The organism is Geothermobacter ehrlichii, assembly GCF_008124615.1.
Taxonomy (GTDB): domain Bacteria; phylum Desulfobacterota; class Desulfuromonadia; order Desulfuromonadales; family Geothermobacteraceae; genus Geothermobacter; species Geothermobacter ehrlichii.
Genome location: NZ_VNIB01000001.1, coordinates 417,583 through 430,911 on the forward strand (window position 1 = coordinate 417,583; position 13,329 = coordinate 430,911).

Sequence of the window (13,329 nt, forward strand, 5' to 3'; positions counted from 1 at the left end):
CAACGACTGTGCGTCGGGCATAGGGCCGCATCATATACCATGCGCCCAAAATCGATGCAACCCGTTGTCCGTCGACTGATTGAGAGGAGCGCGTCGATGAAGTCCTACCGCAAGGAACTCTGGTTTCAGATCCCCGCCCGTAGGGGGTTCGTCAACATCACGCCCGAGATCGAAGCCTGTTTGGTCGAGAGCGGCATCAGCGAAGGACTCTGTCTCGTCAATGCAATGCATATCACGGCTTCGGTATTTATCAATGACGATGAGTCGGGTTTGCACGATGATTTCGAGCGCTGGCTGGAGGAACTTGCGCCGCACGAGCCGCTGGAGCGCTACCGGCACAACCTGACTGGCGAGGACAATGGCGACGCCCACCTGAAGCGGACCGTCATGGGGCGCGAGGTCGTGGTCGCCGTCACCGGCGGGCGGCTCGATTTCGGTCCCTGGGAGCAGATTTTTTACGGTGAGTTCGACGGACGGCGCCGAAAGCGGGTACTGGTCAAGATCATCGGCGAGTGAAAAATCCCTGCCTATGGCCGCAGAGCCGGAAATTTTGCCCTATAATTGGGAAAAGAGAAAACGAGATGCAGACGATCAAGACAGCGACCTTTGAAGCCCTGATCGCCCTGGCCGAGGAACAGCCGGAAGGCGGCTACATCTTTCGGCTGGACGGAGAGGAGTACCGCATCGAAGATGTTCTGGAAATTTCACGGATTGCGGAAAAGCATGGCTATATTGTCATCTACTGACCGAGGGAGAGAGCAATGAGCAACTCACAGGTCTGTCATACGTTCGAGGCCGCCCTGGAGATGGCCATCGAGATGGAGAATGAAAGTTTCCGGCACTATCTGCGCGGGATCCTGATAGTTCGCGACAAGGCGGCCAGGGATATCCTGAAGGAGATGGCCCTGGACGAGCTCGAGCACAAGTACGAGCTGGAAAAGGCCCTGGTCGAGGGGAGTATGGGCGGCGAGCACCAGCTGAACCGGCCGGTGCCGACCATGAATCTCGACTATGTGCTCAGCAAGAAGGACCTGGCGCCCGATTCCGGGGTGCGGGAGGCGCTCGCCTACGCCATCCACCTGGAAAAGAACGCCCTCGATTTCTACCAGCGGATGGCCCAGGGATGTGCCGGCGCCCCCATGGCGGAGCTCTTCCGCCGCATCGGCAACGACGAAAGCCGGCATCTGCAGAAACTGGAGGACCTCTACGAGGCGCATTTTCTGAGCGAGAACTGACACCTGATTCCGGTGACAGGGCCGCCGCGGCGGATCGCAGGAAAGGAGGACCCAAGATGAACCGCTGTCTGCTCATGGGGCTGTTCGCGATCTTTCTTTCGGTCACCACACTGTGGCGGGTTCTGCGCGAGCGGGAAGAGGCGCCCCTGTGCCGATTGCGTCGCCTCTGGGGCCGAAGTTGCGGCACCGGCCTCTATTTTCTGGTCAATGTCGCTCTTCCTCTGGTGATAGGTGTCGTCTTTCTTGCCCGGGGCGTGGTTGCCTTCGCTCCCGACGGTGGCGACCTGGAACAACTGTGGCGGCTGGCGAATCTTCGTTCCTTTCTTCCCGTTCCCCTGGTCAGGCTCAGGCTGCCGCTCGAACCCCTGTTCGATTTCGACCTGATGGTCCCTTGACATCGTCACCTCCTGTCATTAGTTTTGCCAGCGATTGCCGGCGGGCCCGGGGCGCCCGCCAGGGACAGGAGGACTGAGCATGTCGGAACAGCAGGAAAAGATCGAACAGGGAAACATTTCCATCCACACCGAGAACATCTTCCCCATCATCAAGAAGTGGCTCTACAGTGAGCACGACATCTTTCTGCGCGAACTCGTCGCCAATGCCGTCGACGCCATTCACAAACTGAAACAGATCGGCACGGTCGAGGGGCTGCAGATTGGTGACGATTTCGCGGTCGAGATCGAGATGGACAAGGCGGCCGGCACGGTCACGGTCCGTGACAACGGCATCGGCATGACGGCCGACGAGATCCGTCGCTACATCAACCAGATCGCCTTCTCTTCGGCGAAAGAGTTCGTCAGCCGGTTCAGGGATGCCGCCGATCCGAACCAGCTTATCGGTCATTTCGGCCTCGGCTTCTATTCGGCGTTCATGGTGGCGGACAAGGTCGAAATCCGTTCTCTGTCCTACCAGGAGGGCGCCGAAGGTGCCCACTGGGTCTGCGACGGCTCAACCCGGTACGAGCTGCGTCCCTTTGCCAAGGCCGACCGCGGTACCGAAGTTATCCTGCATATCGCCAAGGAATCGTCCGAATTTCTCGACCAGGAGCGGCTGCGGCAGGTTCTGAAGCGCTACTGCAATTTTCTGCCGGTCCCCATTCGGCTGGGGGGCGAGGTGGTCAACGACTGCGCTCCCCTCTGGTGCCGCACGCCGAGCGAGATTTCCGAGGAGGAGTACAGACAGTTCTACCGCAAACTCTATCCGCTGGCCGAAGATCCCCTGTTCTGGATTCATCTGAATGTCGATTTTCCGTTCAACCTCAGGGGGATCATCTACTTTCCCAGGCTCAACAACGAGTTCGACGTCACCAAAAGCCACATCAAGCTTTTCTGTAACCAGGTTTTCGTCACCGACAACTGCCCCGAGCTGATCCCCGAGTTTCTGCTGCCGCTGCAGGGGTGTCTCGATGCGCCCGATCTGCCGCTCAACGTCTCCCGCAGCTATCTGCAGAAAGAGCCGCAGGTCAGGAAGATCCGGGAGGTTCTTGCCGGCCGGGTCGCGGCCCGGATCGTCGAACTGGCAAAAAAGGACCGGGAGTCCTTTGTCGACGTCTGGGAGATGATCCACACCTTTGTCAAGTTCGGCATGATGCAGGACGACAAGTTCCGCTCCCGGGTCGAGGACATTGTCCTGTTCCGCACCACCCACGAGAGCGGCCATACCACCCTGAAGGATTATCGGGAACGGGCCAGCAAGGACCAGGGCGACAAGATCTTCTATGCCACCGACGAGGTCGGCCAGGCTTCCTATGTCAGGCTGTTCAACAGTCAGGGCAGAGAAGTGCTGATTCTTGACGCCATGATCGACAGCCATTTCATCCAGTTCCTTGAGATGAAAAATCCGTCGCTGCGCTTCATCAGGGTCGATGCCGAAGTGGATGCATCGTTGGTTGACGAGGAGGACAAGGCCGCCGACCTGGTGAGTGCCGACAGTGAAAAATCTCCACGGGAGCTGCTGAACGAGTTTGCGACCGGGCTTTTCGGCAAAGAGGGCGTCCGGGTGCGGGTCGAAAGCCTGAAGGACGAACAGCTGCCCGGCCTGCTGCTGGTCGACGAGAGGCTGCGCCGTTTTCGGGAAATGACCCGTCTTTCCGGCAGGGATCTGCCGGACGGTGACGATGAAAAGACCTTTCTGGTCAACATCGGCAGCCGGGCCGGCAAGAGGATTGTCGAGCTGCTGCGCTCGGGACGGCGGGACACGGCTGAACTTGCCCTCAGGCATGTCTACGATCTGGCCTGCTTGTCCGGTCAAGCCTTCGACCGGGAACGGATGGAGGCGTTTCTGCAACGAAGCGCCCGGCTGCTGGAGCTGGTCGGAGCGGCCGAGACCGAAGAGGGATGAACAGTTGCCGGAACGGGGTGGGCGCGGGGCTCACCCCGTTTTCTTTCAGGTAGTGGGCGGTGCTTTCCGGCTCAGAAGCGGTAGATGCGGACCGAGCCAGAGGCCAGCCTTTTCTCCGCCCACTTCCTCAGAACTTTCTTGAGCAGTTCACGCGTGGCCGGCACCAGGCAGAAGAAGCCGAGCAGGTCGGTCCAGAATCCGGGCGTGAGCAGCACCAGACCGCCGGCGAGAACCATCGCCCCGTCGAACAGCTTTTCGGTCGGCATGCGCCCCGCGGCCAGTTCGCGCTGGATCTGCAGCAGCAGTTCCAGTCCCTGGGTGCGCGCCAGCCAGGCGCCGGCTACCCCGGTCAGCAGGATCAGGCCGAGGGTGGGCCAGAGGCCGATCAGTTCGCCGGCGCGCAGCAGGGTGTAGATTTCGAGTACCGGCACGGCGATGAATATCAGTACGATTCTTATGAACATCTCTTTTCCCGTGGTTGCGTCGGCCAGCAATGCGTGGCCCATTTTTTCATTAGGTGCGAAACCATTTGTGCGATGGTACGGGTAAGGTGCCGTTGTTACGAGCGTTTCTTGTTTGCCTAAAAAGTAGGCAATGTGCCAGGTGTGCCATCAATCCACTTTGCCAACAGGTTATGCACAGCATTCTGAACAGGCTGTCCACACCTGTTGTGGACAAGGAAGAAATCCTATTGAAAGTCGGTCATTTTCGGTTTGCGGATGAAAAATTACCCGAATTGTTACCCTGACCGATGGCGGCATTGAGCTGTTGCCGATAGGCGTTCATGGTTCTGAGCAGGCTGGTTTCGGCATCGCATCCGAGACTGGCGGCGAGCCGGACGACCTCGAGAAGCAGCTCGCCGATGAGCTCTTCGGCCCCTTCCGGTTCGGCGTCTGTCGGCGGAAGGGCGGCCAGCCGGTCGCTCATGCGGACGAGAATGGTCTTTCGCCTGTCCTGTTCCAGATCTGATTTCATCGCTTTCGAAACCAGCTTCTGGGCCTGCATCAGGGCGGGCAGGGTGTTCGGGATGGTATCGAACGGGCCTTGTGTGCCGCGTTTGGGTTTCTCCTTGCTCTTGATCCGTTCCCACTGGAGATGCAGCTCCTTTTCACACGACCAGTCGGCGTCGGCGAAAACGTGCGGATGACGCCGCACCAGCTTGTCGGCGATGCTGTCGGCAACGACGGTGGCATCGAAGGCTTCCTGTTGTCTGAAAATCTCGGCCTGAAAGACGACCTGCAGCAGAAGATCGCCAAGCTCTTCGCAGATTTTATCGTTGTCTTTCAGGTCGATGGCCTCGATAACTTCATAAGCTTCTTCAAGGATATGGGGCTTCAGGCTCTCCGGAGTCTGGCGGGCGTCCCAGGGACAGCCACCAGGTCCGCGCAATCGGTGCATGATGTCGCAGAGCCGCTCAAAGGCATCTCCCGGCGATTTCGACGCTTCGAGTTCTGACAGTCTTGGCACGGGTTGTCCTCCTGGTTCGTGTTCGGTCCGGTCTTCACAAGGTATAGGGGGGGGGGCGGCAAGTCAACGCAGGAATGGCGGCCGGGAAATGCCTTGCAAATTTATCGGGAATGGGCTAATAAAAAACGGCCTTCGGCAGGGGAGGAAAGTCCTGCTTTTCTCTTGACATGCCTTCGGCAGGTCTTATACTACGCGCTCTCGCATGGAGGGCAGGTAATTTTGTTTCAGCTCGAGTGGGATGATGTCAGGGATGCGGGCCTGAACGAGGTCTGGGAGGATGACGCCTCCTCGTTTCCAGTTCTGCAGGCACTTGTAGACGAGGGCGTCTGCACCTTTTCCGAGCCCGTTCGCGCGGAGATCCACGCCCGCCGGCTGGTCGACATGCTCGAGGTCGACGGCTGGATAGCGACTTCCGTCCGGCTCGGCTGCAGCCGCTGTCTGGCCGACTTCTCCCGCCAGCTGCACGCCGTGTTCCGTCTGACCTTTACCCGTGAGCTGCCGGTGATCGCCGATGTCGGCGAAGAGACGGACGAGGAAGGCGTCGAGCTGACGCCCGACGAGCTGGGGCTGATTCACGTCGAGGGCGAACAGATCGATCTGCGTTCGCTGCTGGCTGAGCAGATTGTGCTCGAGCTGCCGGCCAAGCCGTTGTGCCGGCACGACTGCGCCGGGCTCTGCCCCCATTGCGGCAGGGATCTCAATGCCGGTCGCTGCAGTTGCGAGGCTCCGGTTTTCAACAACCGCTTCGCTGCTTTGAAGGATTTGAAGATTCCGTCTGCCGACGAGGACGACTGAGGCTGCGCAGACGTCTTCCGGGCAGGCCCGCATAAAAAAACAATCAAATCCCGGACCCTCGCTTCCGGGTAAGGAGCAGAACCGATGGCAGTGCCAAAGAAGAAAACGTCGAAATCGAAACGGGACATGCGCCGCGCCCATGACAGCCTGACCCCGCCCGGCGTCTCGACCTGCCCCCAGTGCAACGAACCGAAACAGCCCCATCGTGTGTGCCCCAACTGCGGGTTCTACAAGGGCAAAGAGATTCTGAGCGGCGAGGATTGAGGGGTTTCGCTTGAAGGGGAAAATCACTGTCGCCGTCGATGTTATGGGTGGAGACAACGCCCCGGCCGTCGAGGTTGCGGGCGCTGTCGCTGCTTGCCGGCGATGGGGAATTCCAGTGGTTCTTGTCGGTGATTCGGACCGCATCGCGCAGGAGCTCTCTTCCCACGCCACGGATGGCCTTTCCATAACCATCCAGCATGCCAGCGAGGTCGTCGGGATGCACGATTCGGCATCCGACGCTATCCGCAAGAAGAAGGACTCCTCCATCCGGGTCGCTTTCGAACTGGTCAAGCGTGGCGAGGCACAGGCCGTGGTCAGTGCCGGCAATTCCGGTGCCACCATGGCTGCCGGCATGTTCATTCTCAAGCGGATTCCAGGGATTGAACGACCGGCGATCGCCGCCATTATGCCCAATCTGGTCAACGAGACCATGGTGCTCGACGCCGGCGGCAATGTCGATTGCCGTCCGCGGCACCTGAGCCGCTTTGCTCTAATGGGGGCGGTCTACTCGAAGCTGGTTCTCGGCAAGGAGGATCCGCGTGTCGGGCTGCTTTCCAACGGCGAGGAGGAGAGCAAGGGCAACGAGCTGACCCGTGAGGCGCACACGCTTCTCACACGTTCCGACATCAACTACGTCGGTTACGTCGAGGGGCGCGACATCTACAACGGTTCGGTCGATGTCGTCGTCTGCGACGGTTTTGTCGGCAACGTGGTGCTGAAGACCTCCGAAGGCCTGGCAGAGGCCCTTGCCACCATGCTGCGCCAGGAGATGTCGGGCAGTCTTCTTGCCAAGCTCGGCTACCTTCTCGCCCGTCCTGCCTTCCGGCGGTTCCGCAAGAAAATCGATTACGCCGAATACGGCGGCGCGCCGCTTCTGGGGGTGGCCGGCACCGGCATGATCTGTCACGGCGGTTCCAACGAAAAGGCGATCATGAACGCCGTCAAGCTCGCCGCCGACTATGTGGAGAAGAATGTCAATCAAACCCTTGAAGAAGCGCTGAGTGTTGTCACGGCCAGCGAACAGTCCGCTATGGATGACGGGCAGCCGGCCATTAACGGTGCCTGAGGGAGGTTCATTGTCATGCTGAGAGCGCGTATTACCGGAACCGGGTCCTACCTGCCAAAAAAGATTCTGAGCAACCACGACCTGGAAAAGATGGTCGATACCTCCGATGAGTGGATAACGACCCGGACCGGCATCCGGGAACGGCGCGTGGCTGCCGATTCGGAAGCGACATCCGATCTGGCCGTCAATGCCGCGCGACGGGCGCTGGAGATGGCGGGGGTCGCTCCCGAGGAGATCGACTATCTCGTCGTCGGCACCATTACTGGCGATTTTCCCTGGCCGGCGACCGCCTGCCTGGTGCAGGATCGGCTCGGGGCGAAGAACGCCTTCGCCGTTGATGTGTCTGCGGCCTGCAGCGGTTTTATCTATGCTCTCGATTCCGCTGTCAAGCAAGTCGTCAGTGGCGCGGTCGGCAAGGCGCTGGTGATCGGGGCCGAGGTGTTGACCCGGATCATGGACTGGACCGACCGTAACACCTGCGTACTGTTCGGCGATGCCGCCGGCGCGGTTGTTGTCGAGGCGACCGATGGCGGTTCCGGCGTGCTTTCCACCCATCTTCATTCCGACGGCAGCTACTGGGAGCTTCTCTATCAGCCCGGATTCGGCACCCGTCACCCGGTCAGCGAGCAGGGGATCAAGGAGCGGATCCCCTTCCTGAGGATGCAGGGGAACGAGGTTTTCAAGGTCGCTGTCCGCTCCATGACCGAAGTCGCCGAGGAGGCGCTCGCCGCCAACGGCATCAAGGCCGGCGACCTGCGTCTGTTCATCCCGCACCAGGCCAATATCCGCATTCTCGATGCCGTCGCCAAGCGGCTCGGTCTCGGCGAAGACCAGGTCTTCGTCAATGTGCACAAGTACGGCAACACCTCGGGCGCGACCATTCCCGTCGCTCTGGACGAGGCCAATCGCCAGGGGATGCTGAAAGAAGGCGACCTGGTGCTGCTCGACGCCTTCGGCGGCGGCTTTACCTGGGGCTCGGTCCTCATTCGCTGGTAATCGGCAACGTAAAAGGGGAGACGACGATATGCTGGCATTCGTTTTTCCGGGACAGGGGTCCCAGGCCGCCGGGATGGGCAAGGATCTGGCCGAGCGGTTTGCCGTCGCCCGCGAGACCTTTGAACAGGCCAACGACGCCCTTGGCTTCGATCTGGCGTCCCTCTGCTTCGACGGCCCGGATGAAGATCTGAAACTGACCGAAAACACGCAGCCCGCCATTCTGACCCACAGCATCGCGGCGCTGCGCGTTCTGCAGCAGGAGACCGGCCTGCAACCCGATCTGGTGGCCGGGCATTCGCTGGGCGAATATTCGGCTCTGGTCTGCGCCGGCGCCCTCGATTTCGCCGACGCCGTCCGCACCGTCCGCGACCGTGGCCGCTTCATGCAGGAGGCCGTTCCGGTCGGGCAGGGGGCGATGGCGGCGATCATCGGCCTCGACCCCGGCCTTTTGCAGCAGGTCTGCGACGAGGCGGCCGATGGCGAGATCGTTGCTCCCGCCAACTTCAACAGTCCGGGGCAGGTGGTCATCGCCGGTCATGCCGCGGCGGTGGAACGGGCCGTCGCCCTGGCCAGGGAGAAGGGGGCGAAACGAGCGCTTCCTTTGCCGGTCAGTGCCCCCTTCCATTGCCCGCTGATGCAGCCGGCGGCCGACCGGCTGGCCGCGGTTCTCGACCAGGTCACCGTCCGCGGCTTGCAGGTTCCGGTGGTGACCAATGTCGAGGCGCAGGTCAACCGGGATGCAGGCCGGGTGCGGGAACTGCTCGTTGCCCAGGTCTGTGCGCCGGTTCGCTGGGAAGAGAGCGTTGGCTGCATGGTCGGGCAGGGTGTGGATCGCTTTATCGAGATCGGTCCGGGCAAGGTTCTGGCCGGCCTGATCAAGCGTATGGCCCGTGGCACGCGCATCGAAACGTTCGGCACCACCGCCGAACTCGACGCCCTCCGATCCTGAAATTCGCACTGAAATCCGCTTAAGCAAGGAGATTGTTCGACATGCCCGCAGGAAAGATTGCCCTGGTCACCGGTGCTTCCCGAGGAATCGGTCGTGCCATCGCTATCGAGCTGGCGGCCCGCGGGGCCAAAATCGCCGCCGCCGGCCGCGACCGCGAGGCTTTGGAGGGGGTCGCGGAAGCGATCTGCCAGGCCGGTTCCGAGGCCCTGATCGTCACCGGCGATATCAGCTCGGCCGCTTCCGTCGACGATATGGTGAAAAAGACCCTGGAGCATTTCGGGCGGATCGATATACTGGTGAACAATGCCGGACTGACCCGGGACGGCCTGCTGCTGCGCATGAAGGACCAGGACTGGGACGCGGTCATGGACGCCAACCTCAAGGGCGCTTTCATGCTGACGCGGGCTGTGGCCAAATCGATGACCAGGCAGCGTTACGGCCGGATCATCAACATCAGTTCCGTCGTCGGCGAGATGGGCAATCCCGGTCAGGCCAACTATTGCGCCAGCAAGGCCGGCATGATCGGGCTGACCAAGTCGAACGCCAGGGAACTGGCCCGGCGGAATATCACCGTCAATGCGGTGACTCCCGGCTTTATCGTAACCGCCATGACCGATGCCATGACCGACAAGGCCAGGGAAGAGCTGGTACAGCAGATTCCCATCGGCCGTCTCGGTACCCCCGAAGATGTGGCTGTCGCCGTTGCCTTCCTGGCTTCCGAGGCGGCGGGCTACATCACCGGACAGGTGCTTGGCGTCAACGGCGGGATGTATATGTAGAGTTGACGACGAACGGTCAACTATCCAAAAGATCGGTTTGCGAAAACCGATATCAACCGAGGAGGTAACAAGTTATGGCTTCTGTTGAAGAACGTGTAAAGCAGATTGTCGCCGAGCAGCTTGGCGTCGACGAGGCTCAGGTCACCCCCGAGGCTTCTTTCATGGATGACCTCGGTGCCGATTCCCTCGACACCGTCGAACTGGTCATGGCTCTGGAAGAGGAATTCGACATCGAAATTTCCGACGAGGACGCCGAGAAGATCCAGAAGGTTCAGGACGCCATCGACTACATCAACGAAAACTCCTGAAAACAATGAGCACGAAGGCCCGACCGGGCCTTCGTGCTCACCCGCTGTCGGTCGGGTGGGATGCCCGGCCACCCCGGTGGAGGCTGGTGAACATCATGCGAAGAGTTGTCATTACAGGGCTTGGAATCATATCCCCCTTGGGAACCGGACTGGACAAGAACTGGGACGCCCTGACCCAGGGAAAGTCCGGCATCGACCGGATCACATCCTTTGATGCATCGGATTTGCCAACCCAGATCGCCGGCGAAGTCAAAGACTTCAACGCCGGAGATTTTATCGATAAGAAAGAACAGCGCAAGATGGACCTGTTCATCCAGTACGCCGTGGCGGCCGCTGATATGGCGCTGGCGGATGCGGGTTTCACCATCGACGAGTCGAATGCCGAAAGGGTCGGCGTGCAGGTCGGTGCCGGTCTCGGCGGTCTGCCGACCATCGAGAAATACCACAAGGCGATGCTCGAGGGCGGATACAAGAAGATCTCGCCTTTCTTCATCCCCATGCTGATCATCAACCTTGCCCCCGGTTTCATCTCCATGCGGACCGGGGCCAAGGGACCGAACCTCTCGTCCGTTTCGGCCTGCGCCACCGGCACCCATTCCATCGGCGACGCCTTCCGCGTCATTCAGCGGGGTGATGCCGACGCCATGATCTGCGGCGGCGCCGAGTCGACCATTACCCCCCTGGGCATCGGCGGTTTCAACGTCATGAAGGCCCTTTCGACCCGCAACGACGAGCCGGCGGCGGCCAGTAGGCCCTTCGAGAAGAGCCGTGACGGTTTTGTCATGGCCGAAGGCGCCGGCATTCTCTTCCTCGAAGAGTACGAATCCGCCAAGAAGAGGGGAGCCCGCATCTACGCCGAGGTCGTTGGCTATGGCCTGACCGGTGATGCCTATCACCTGACCGCGCCCGCCCCGGGTGGCGAGGGTGCGGCCCGTTGCATGAAGATGGCGATCGACGGTGCCAGGGTTAACCCGGAAGAGGTCGACTACATCAACGCCCACGGTACATCGACGCCGTTCAACGATCTCTACGAAACCATGGCCATCAAGTCGGTTTTTGGCGACCATGCCAAAAAGTTGATGGTCAGCTCGACTAAGAGCATGACCGGTCATGCTCTTGGCGCCGCCGGCGGCATCGAGGCAGTCTATCTCGCCCTGACCATCGACCGGGGCGTGGTACCTCCCACCATCAACTACGACGAACCCGATCCGGAGTGCGACCTTGACTACGTGCCGAACCAGGCGCGCGAGGCCGAGGTACGGGTCGGCCTGAGCAACTCCTTCGGATTCGGCGGCACCAATGCCACCCTTGTGTTCAGAAAGGTTGACGGATGATCGTGATCGGCAGCGACCATGGCGGTCTCGAGCTGAAAAACGCCATCGCCGACTATCTGCGCGAGCGGGATATCGAGGTTCTAGACCTCGGCACGACGAACGGCAATTCCGTCGATTACCCCGATTTCGGGGAAAAGGTCGCCGGCATGGTGAGTAGCGGCGAGGCCGAGAAGGGGATACTGGTCTGCGGTACAGGCATCGGCATGTCGATCGTCGCCAACAAGTTTCCCGGAGTGCGTGCCGCCTTGGTCACTGACGAGTTCATGGCCCAGATGGCCAAGGAACACAACAACGCCAACGTTCTGGTCATGGGCGGGCGGGTTCTCTCCGCCGACCGGGCCACGGTGATGGTCGGGATCTGGCTCGATGCGAAATTCGAGGCCGGACGGCACCAGCGGCGGCTCGACAAGATTGCCGAGCTGGAAAAAAAGCTCGGCTGCCGCGAGTAAAAAGGTGGGCAGGCGAGAGCCTGCCCAAGTTGTTTTATCGGCTGCAAGAACGAACCGGCGCCATGGCGCCGGGAAGAGTTGACCGGAGGCTTGACAATGGAGAATCTGCTGCAGGATTTCGATCCCGAAATCGCCCGGGCCATTCGGCTCGAAACCGAACGCCAGGAATACAGCCTGGAGTTCATCGCGTCGGAAAACTTCGTCAGCGAGCGGGTGTTGCAGGCCCAGGGATCGGTGCTGACCAACAAGTATGCCGAGGGGTATCCCGGCAAGCGCTATTACGGCGGCTGCGAATTCGTCGACATGGCCGAACAGCTCGCCATCGAACGCGCCAAGCAGCTCTTCGGTGCCGAGCATGTCAATGTCCAGGCCCATTCCGGTTCCCAGGCCAACATGGCCGTCTACATGGCGGTCTGCCAGCCGGGCGATACGGTGCTGGGCATGAACCTGGCCCACGGGGGACACCTGACTCATGGTTCACCCGTCAACTTCTCCGGCAAGCTCTACAATGTCGTGCCCTACGGGGTGAAGAAAGAGACCGGCACCATCGATTACGACGAGGTGGAACGGCTGGCCCTCGAGCACAAGCCGAAACTGATCGTGGTTGGCGCCAGCGCCTATCCGCGGGTCATCGATTTCGCCGCCTTTCGCGCCATTGCCGACAAGGTCGGCGCCGTGGTCATGGTCGACATGGCCCACATCGCCGGTCTGGTGGCGGCGGGAGAGCATCCAAACCCTGTCCCCCATGCCGAGTTCGTGACGACCACGACCCACAAGACGCTGCGCGGGCCGCGCGGCGGCATGATCCTCTGTACCGAGGAATGGGGCAAGAAGCTGAACAGCAACATCTTCCCCGGCATCCAAGGCGGTCCCCTGATGCATGTCATCGCCGCCAAGGCGGTCGCCCTGAAGGAGGCCCTGCAGCCCGAGTTCAAGGATTACGCCGCCCAGGTGGTCAAAAATGCCCGGGTGCTGGCCGAGGCCCTGGTCAGCCGGGGTTTCAACCTGGTTTCCGGTGGTACTGACAATCACCTGATGCTGGTCGATTTCAGCGGCACCGAGCTGACCGGCAAAGTCGCCGAGCATACCCTCGAACAGGCGGGCATCACGGTCAACAAGAACGCAGTCCCCTTCGATACCCGTTCGCCCTTCGTGACCAGCGGCATCCGCATCGGCACGCCGGCAACGACCACGCGCGGGCTGAAGGAGGCCGAGATGACCCAGGTCGGCGAATGGATCGCCGAGGCCCTGAACAATATCGGCAACGAGCAGGTGCTGGCGCGGATCCGCAAGGAGGTGAAGGAGCTCTGCCAGCGCTTTCCGCTCTACGCTCACAGGCTGGTGTGA

At 60.9% G+C, this 13,329-nt stretch carries 17 protein-coding genes; 15 read left to right on the forward strand and 2 right to left on the reverse strand.

Annotated elements, in window-relative coordinates; all coding sequences use genetic code 11:
* Positions 1–96 precede the first annotated feature (96 nt).
* The 5 genes from EDC39_RS02035 to htpG all read left to right on the forward strand — a co-directional run bounded on the left by EDC39_RS02035 (position 97) and on the right by htpG (position 3,575).
* Positions 97–516 (forward strand): secondary thiamine-phosphate synthase enzyme YjbQ, encoded by a 420-nt coding sequence (locus EDC39_RS02035; protein WP_148894435.1) that lies wholly within the window; start codon positions 97–99, stop codon positions 514–516.
* A 65-nt stretch (positions 517–581) separates the two neighbouring features.
* A complete protein-coding gene (locus EDC39_RS15250; RefSeq protein WP_187426598.1) occupies positions 582–746 on the forward strand; it encodes a hypothetical protein in 165 nt (54 codons plus the stop codon).
* A gap of 15 nt (positions 747–761) precedes the next feature.
* On the forward strand, positions 762–1,235 hold the full coding sequence (locus EDC39_RS02040; protein WP_148894436.1) for a ferritin-like domain-containing protein: 474 nt from the start codon (positions 762–764) through the stop codon (positions 1,233–1,235).
* Positions 1,236–1,291: 56 nt separating this feature from the next.
* The gene (locus tag EDC39_RS02045; RefSeq protein WP_148894437.1) at positions 1,292–1,630 is read left to right on the forward strand and encodes a hypothetical protein; all 339 of its coding nucleotides are present in this window, start codon (positions 1,292–1,294) and stop codon (positions 1,628–1,630) included.
* 79 nt (positions 1,631–1,709) lie between these two features.
* Entirely contained in the window at positions 1,710–3,575 is a 1,866-nt protein-coding gene (gene htpG, locus EDC39_RS02050) for a molecular chaperone HtpG (RefSeq protein WP_148894439.1), read from the forward strand.
* A 71-nt stretch (positions 3,576–3,646) separates the two neighbouring features.
* Here htpG and EDC39_RS02055 read toward each other — a convergent pair whose 3' ends face one another.
* Both EDC39_RS02055 and mazG read right to left on the reverse strand, forming a co-directional pair.
* Positions 3,647–4,039 carry an FxsA family protein gene (locus tag EDC39_RS02055; RefSeq protein WP_148894441.1) on the reverse strand — a complete coding sequence of 131 codons (393 nt, stop codon included), beginning with the start codon at positions 4,037–4,039 and terminating at the stop codon, positions 3,647–3,649.
* 238 nt (positions 4,040–4,277) lie between these two features.
* Complete coding sequence (gene mazG, locus EDC39_RS02060) at positions 4,278–5,042, reverse strand: nucleoside triphosphate pyrophosphohydrolase (RefSeq protein ID WP_148894442.1); 765 nt, start codon at positions 5,040–5,042, stop codon at positions 4,278–4,280.
* Positions 5,043–5,261: 219 nt separating this feature from the next.
* Here mazG and EDC39_RS02065 point away from each other — a divergent pair, with 219 nt between their 5' ends.
* The 10 genes from EDC39_RS02065 to glyA all read left to right on the forward strand — a co-directional run bounded on the left by EDC39_RS02065 (position 5,262) and on the right by glyA (position 13,329).
* Entirely contained in the window at positions 5,262–5,837 is a 576-nt protein-coding gene (locus EDC39_RS02065) for a YceD family protein (RefSeq protein ID WP_148894443.1), read from the forward strand.
* A gap of 84 nt (positions 5,838–5,921) precedes the next feature.
* The gene (gene rpmF / locus EDC39_RS02070) at positions 5,922–6,101 is read left to right on the forward strand and encodes a 50S ribosomal protein L32 (protein ID WP_148894445.1); all 180 of its coding nucleotides are present in this window, start codon (positions 5,922–5,924) and stop codon (positions 6,099–6,101) included.
* A 22-nt stretch (positions 6,102–6,123) separates the two neighbouring features.
* Positions 6,124–7,167: a phosphate acyltransferase PlsX gene (gene plsX / locus EDC39_RS02075; RefSeq protein WP_148894616.1), complete on the forward strand. Its 1,044-nt coding sequence runs from the start codon at positions 6,124–6,126 to the stop codon at positions 7,165–7,167.
* A 15-nt stretch (positions 7,168–7,182) separates the two neighbouring features.
* Positions 7,183–8,163, forward strand: a complete 981-nt coding sequence (locus tag EDC39_RS02080) for a beta-ketoacyl-ACP synthase III (RefSeq protein ID WP_148894446.1) — start codon at positions 7,183–7,185, stop codon at positions 8,161–8,163.
* A 28-nt stretch (positions 8,164–8,191) separates the two neighbouring features.
* Positions 8,192–9,112, forward strand: coding sequence for an ACP S-malonyltransferase (fabD, locus tag EDC39_RS02085; protein WP_148894447.1), 921 nt, complete (start codon positions 8,192–8,194; stop codon positions 9,110–9,112).
* A gap of 41 nt (positions 9,113–9,153) precedes the next feature.
* Positions 9,154–9,891 carry a 3-oxoacyl-[acyl-carrier-protein] reductase gene (fabG, locus tag EDC39_RS02090; RefSeq protein WP_148894448.1) on the forward strand — a complete coding sequence of 246 codons (738 nt, stop codon included), beginning with the start codon at positions 9,154–9,156 and terminating at the stop codon, positions 9,889–9,891.
* A 74-nt stretch (positions 9,892–9,965) separates the two neighbouring features.
* Positions 9,966–10,199 (forward strand): acyl carrier protein, encoded by a 234-nt coding sequence (gene acpP / locus EDC39_RS02095; RefSeq protein ID WP_148894449.1) that lies wholly within the window; start codon positions 9,966–9,968, stop codon positions 10,197–10,199.
* A 95-nt stretch (positions 10,200–10,294) separates the two neighbouring features.
* Positions 10,295–11,533: a beta-ketoacyl-ACP synthase II gene (gene fabF, locus EDC39_RS02100; RefSeq protein ID WP_148894450.1), complete on the forward strand. Its 1,239-nt coding sequence runs from the start codon at positions 10,295–10,297 to the stop codon at positions 11,531–11,533.
* Positions 11,530–11,982 (forward strand): ribose 5-phosphate isomerase B, encoded by a 453-nt coding sequence (rpiB, locus tag EDC39_RS02105; protein ID WP_148894451.1) that lies wholly within the window; start codon positions 11,530–11,532, stop codon positions 11,980–11,982. Before fabF ends, rpiB begins: the two co-directional genes overlap by 4 nt.
* A 96-nt stretch (positions 11,983–12,078) precedes the next feature.
* A complete protein-coding gene (gene glyA, locus EDC39_RS02110; RefSeq protein ID WP_148894452.1) occupies positions 12,079–13,329 on the forward strand; it encodes a serine hydroxymethyltransferase in 1,251 nt (416 codons plus the stop codon).

Excerpts from the sequence above, each read along its gene's own strand:
- glyA (WP_148894452.1), top strand. The coding sequence starts at position 12,079 with ATGGAGAATCTGCTGCAGGATTTCGATCCCGAAATCGCCCGGGCCATT.
- EDC39_RS02035 (WP_148894435.1), top strand. The coding sequence starts at position 97 with ATGAAGTCCTACCGCAAGGAACTCTGGTTTCAGATCCCCGCCCGTAGG.
- fabF (WP_148894450.1), top strand. The coding sequence starts at position 10,295 with ATGCGAAGAGTTGTCATTACAGGGCTTGGAATCATATCCCCCTTGGGA.
- htpG (WP_148894439.1), top strand. The coding sequence starts at position 1,710 with ATGTCGGAACAGCAGGAAAAGATCGAACAGGGAAACATTTCCATCCAC.
- EDC39_RS02040 (WP_148894436.1), top strand. The coding sequence starts at position 762 with ATGAGCAACTCACAGGTCTGTCATACGTTCGAGGCCGCCCTGGAGATG.
- fabG (WP_148894448.1), top strand. The coding sequence starts at position 9,154 with ATGCCCGCAGGAAAGATTGCCCTGGTCACCGGTGCTTCCCGAGGAATC.
- EDC39_RS02080 (WP_148894446.1), top strand. The coding sequence starts at position 7,183 with ATGCTGAGAGCGCGTATTACCGGAACCGGGTCCTACCTGCCAAAAAAG.
- fabD (WP_148894447.1), top strand. The coding sequence starts at position 8,192 with ATGCTGGCATTCGTTTTTCCGGGACAGGGGTCCCAGGCCGCCGGGATG.
- rpiB (WP_148894451.1), top strand. The coding sequence starts at position 11,530 with ATGATCGTGATCGGCAGCGACCATGGCGGTCTCGAGCTGAAAAACGCC.
- EDC39_RS15250 (WP_187426598.1), top strand. The coding sequence starts at position 582 with ATGCAGACGATCAAGACAGCGACCTTTGAAGCCCTGATCGCCCTGGCC.
- EDC39_RS02045 (WP_148894437.1), top strand. The coding sequence starts at position 1,292 with ATGAACCGCTGTCTGCTCATGGGGCTGTTCGCGATCTTTCTTTCGGTC.
- acpP (WP_148894449.1), top strand. The coding sequence starts at position 9,966 with ATGGCTTCTGTTGAAGAACGTGTAAAGCAGATTGTCGCCGAGCAGCTT.
- EDC39_RS02055 (WP_148894441.1), bottom strand. The coding sequence starts at position 4,039 with ATGTTCATAAGAATCGTACTGATATTCATCGCCGTGCCGGTACTCGAA.
- rpmF (WP_148894445.1), top strand. The coding sequence starts at position 5,922 with ATGGCAGTGCCAAAGAAGAAAACGTCGAAATCGAAACGGGACATGCGC.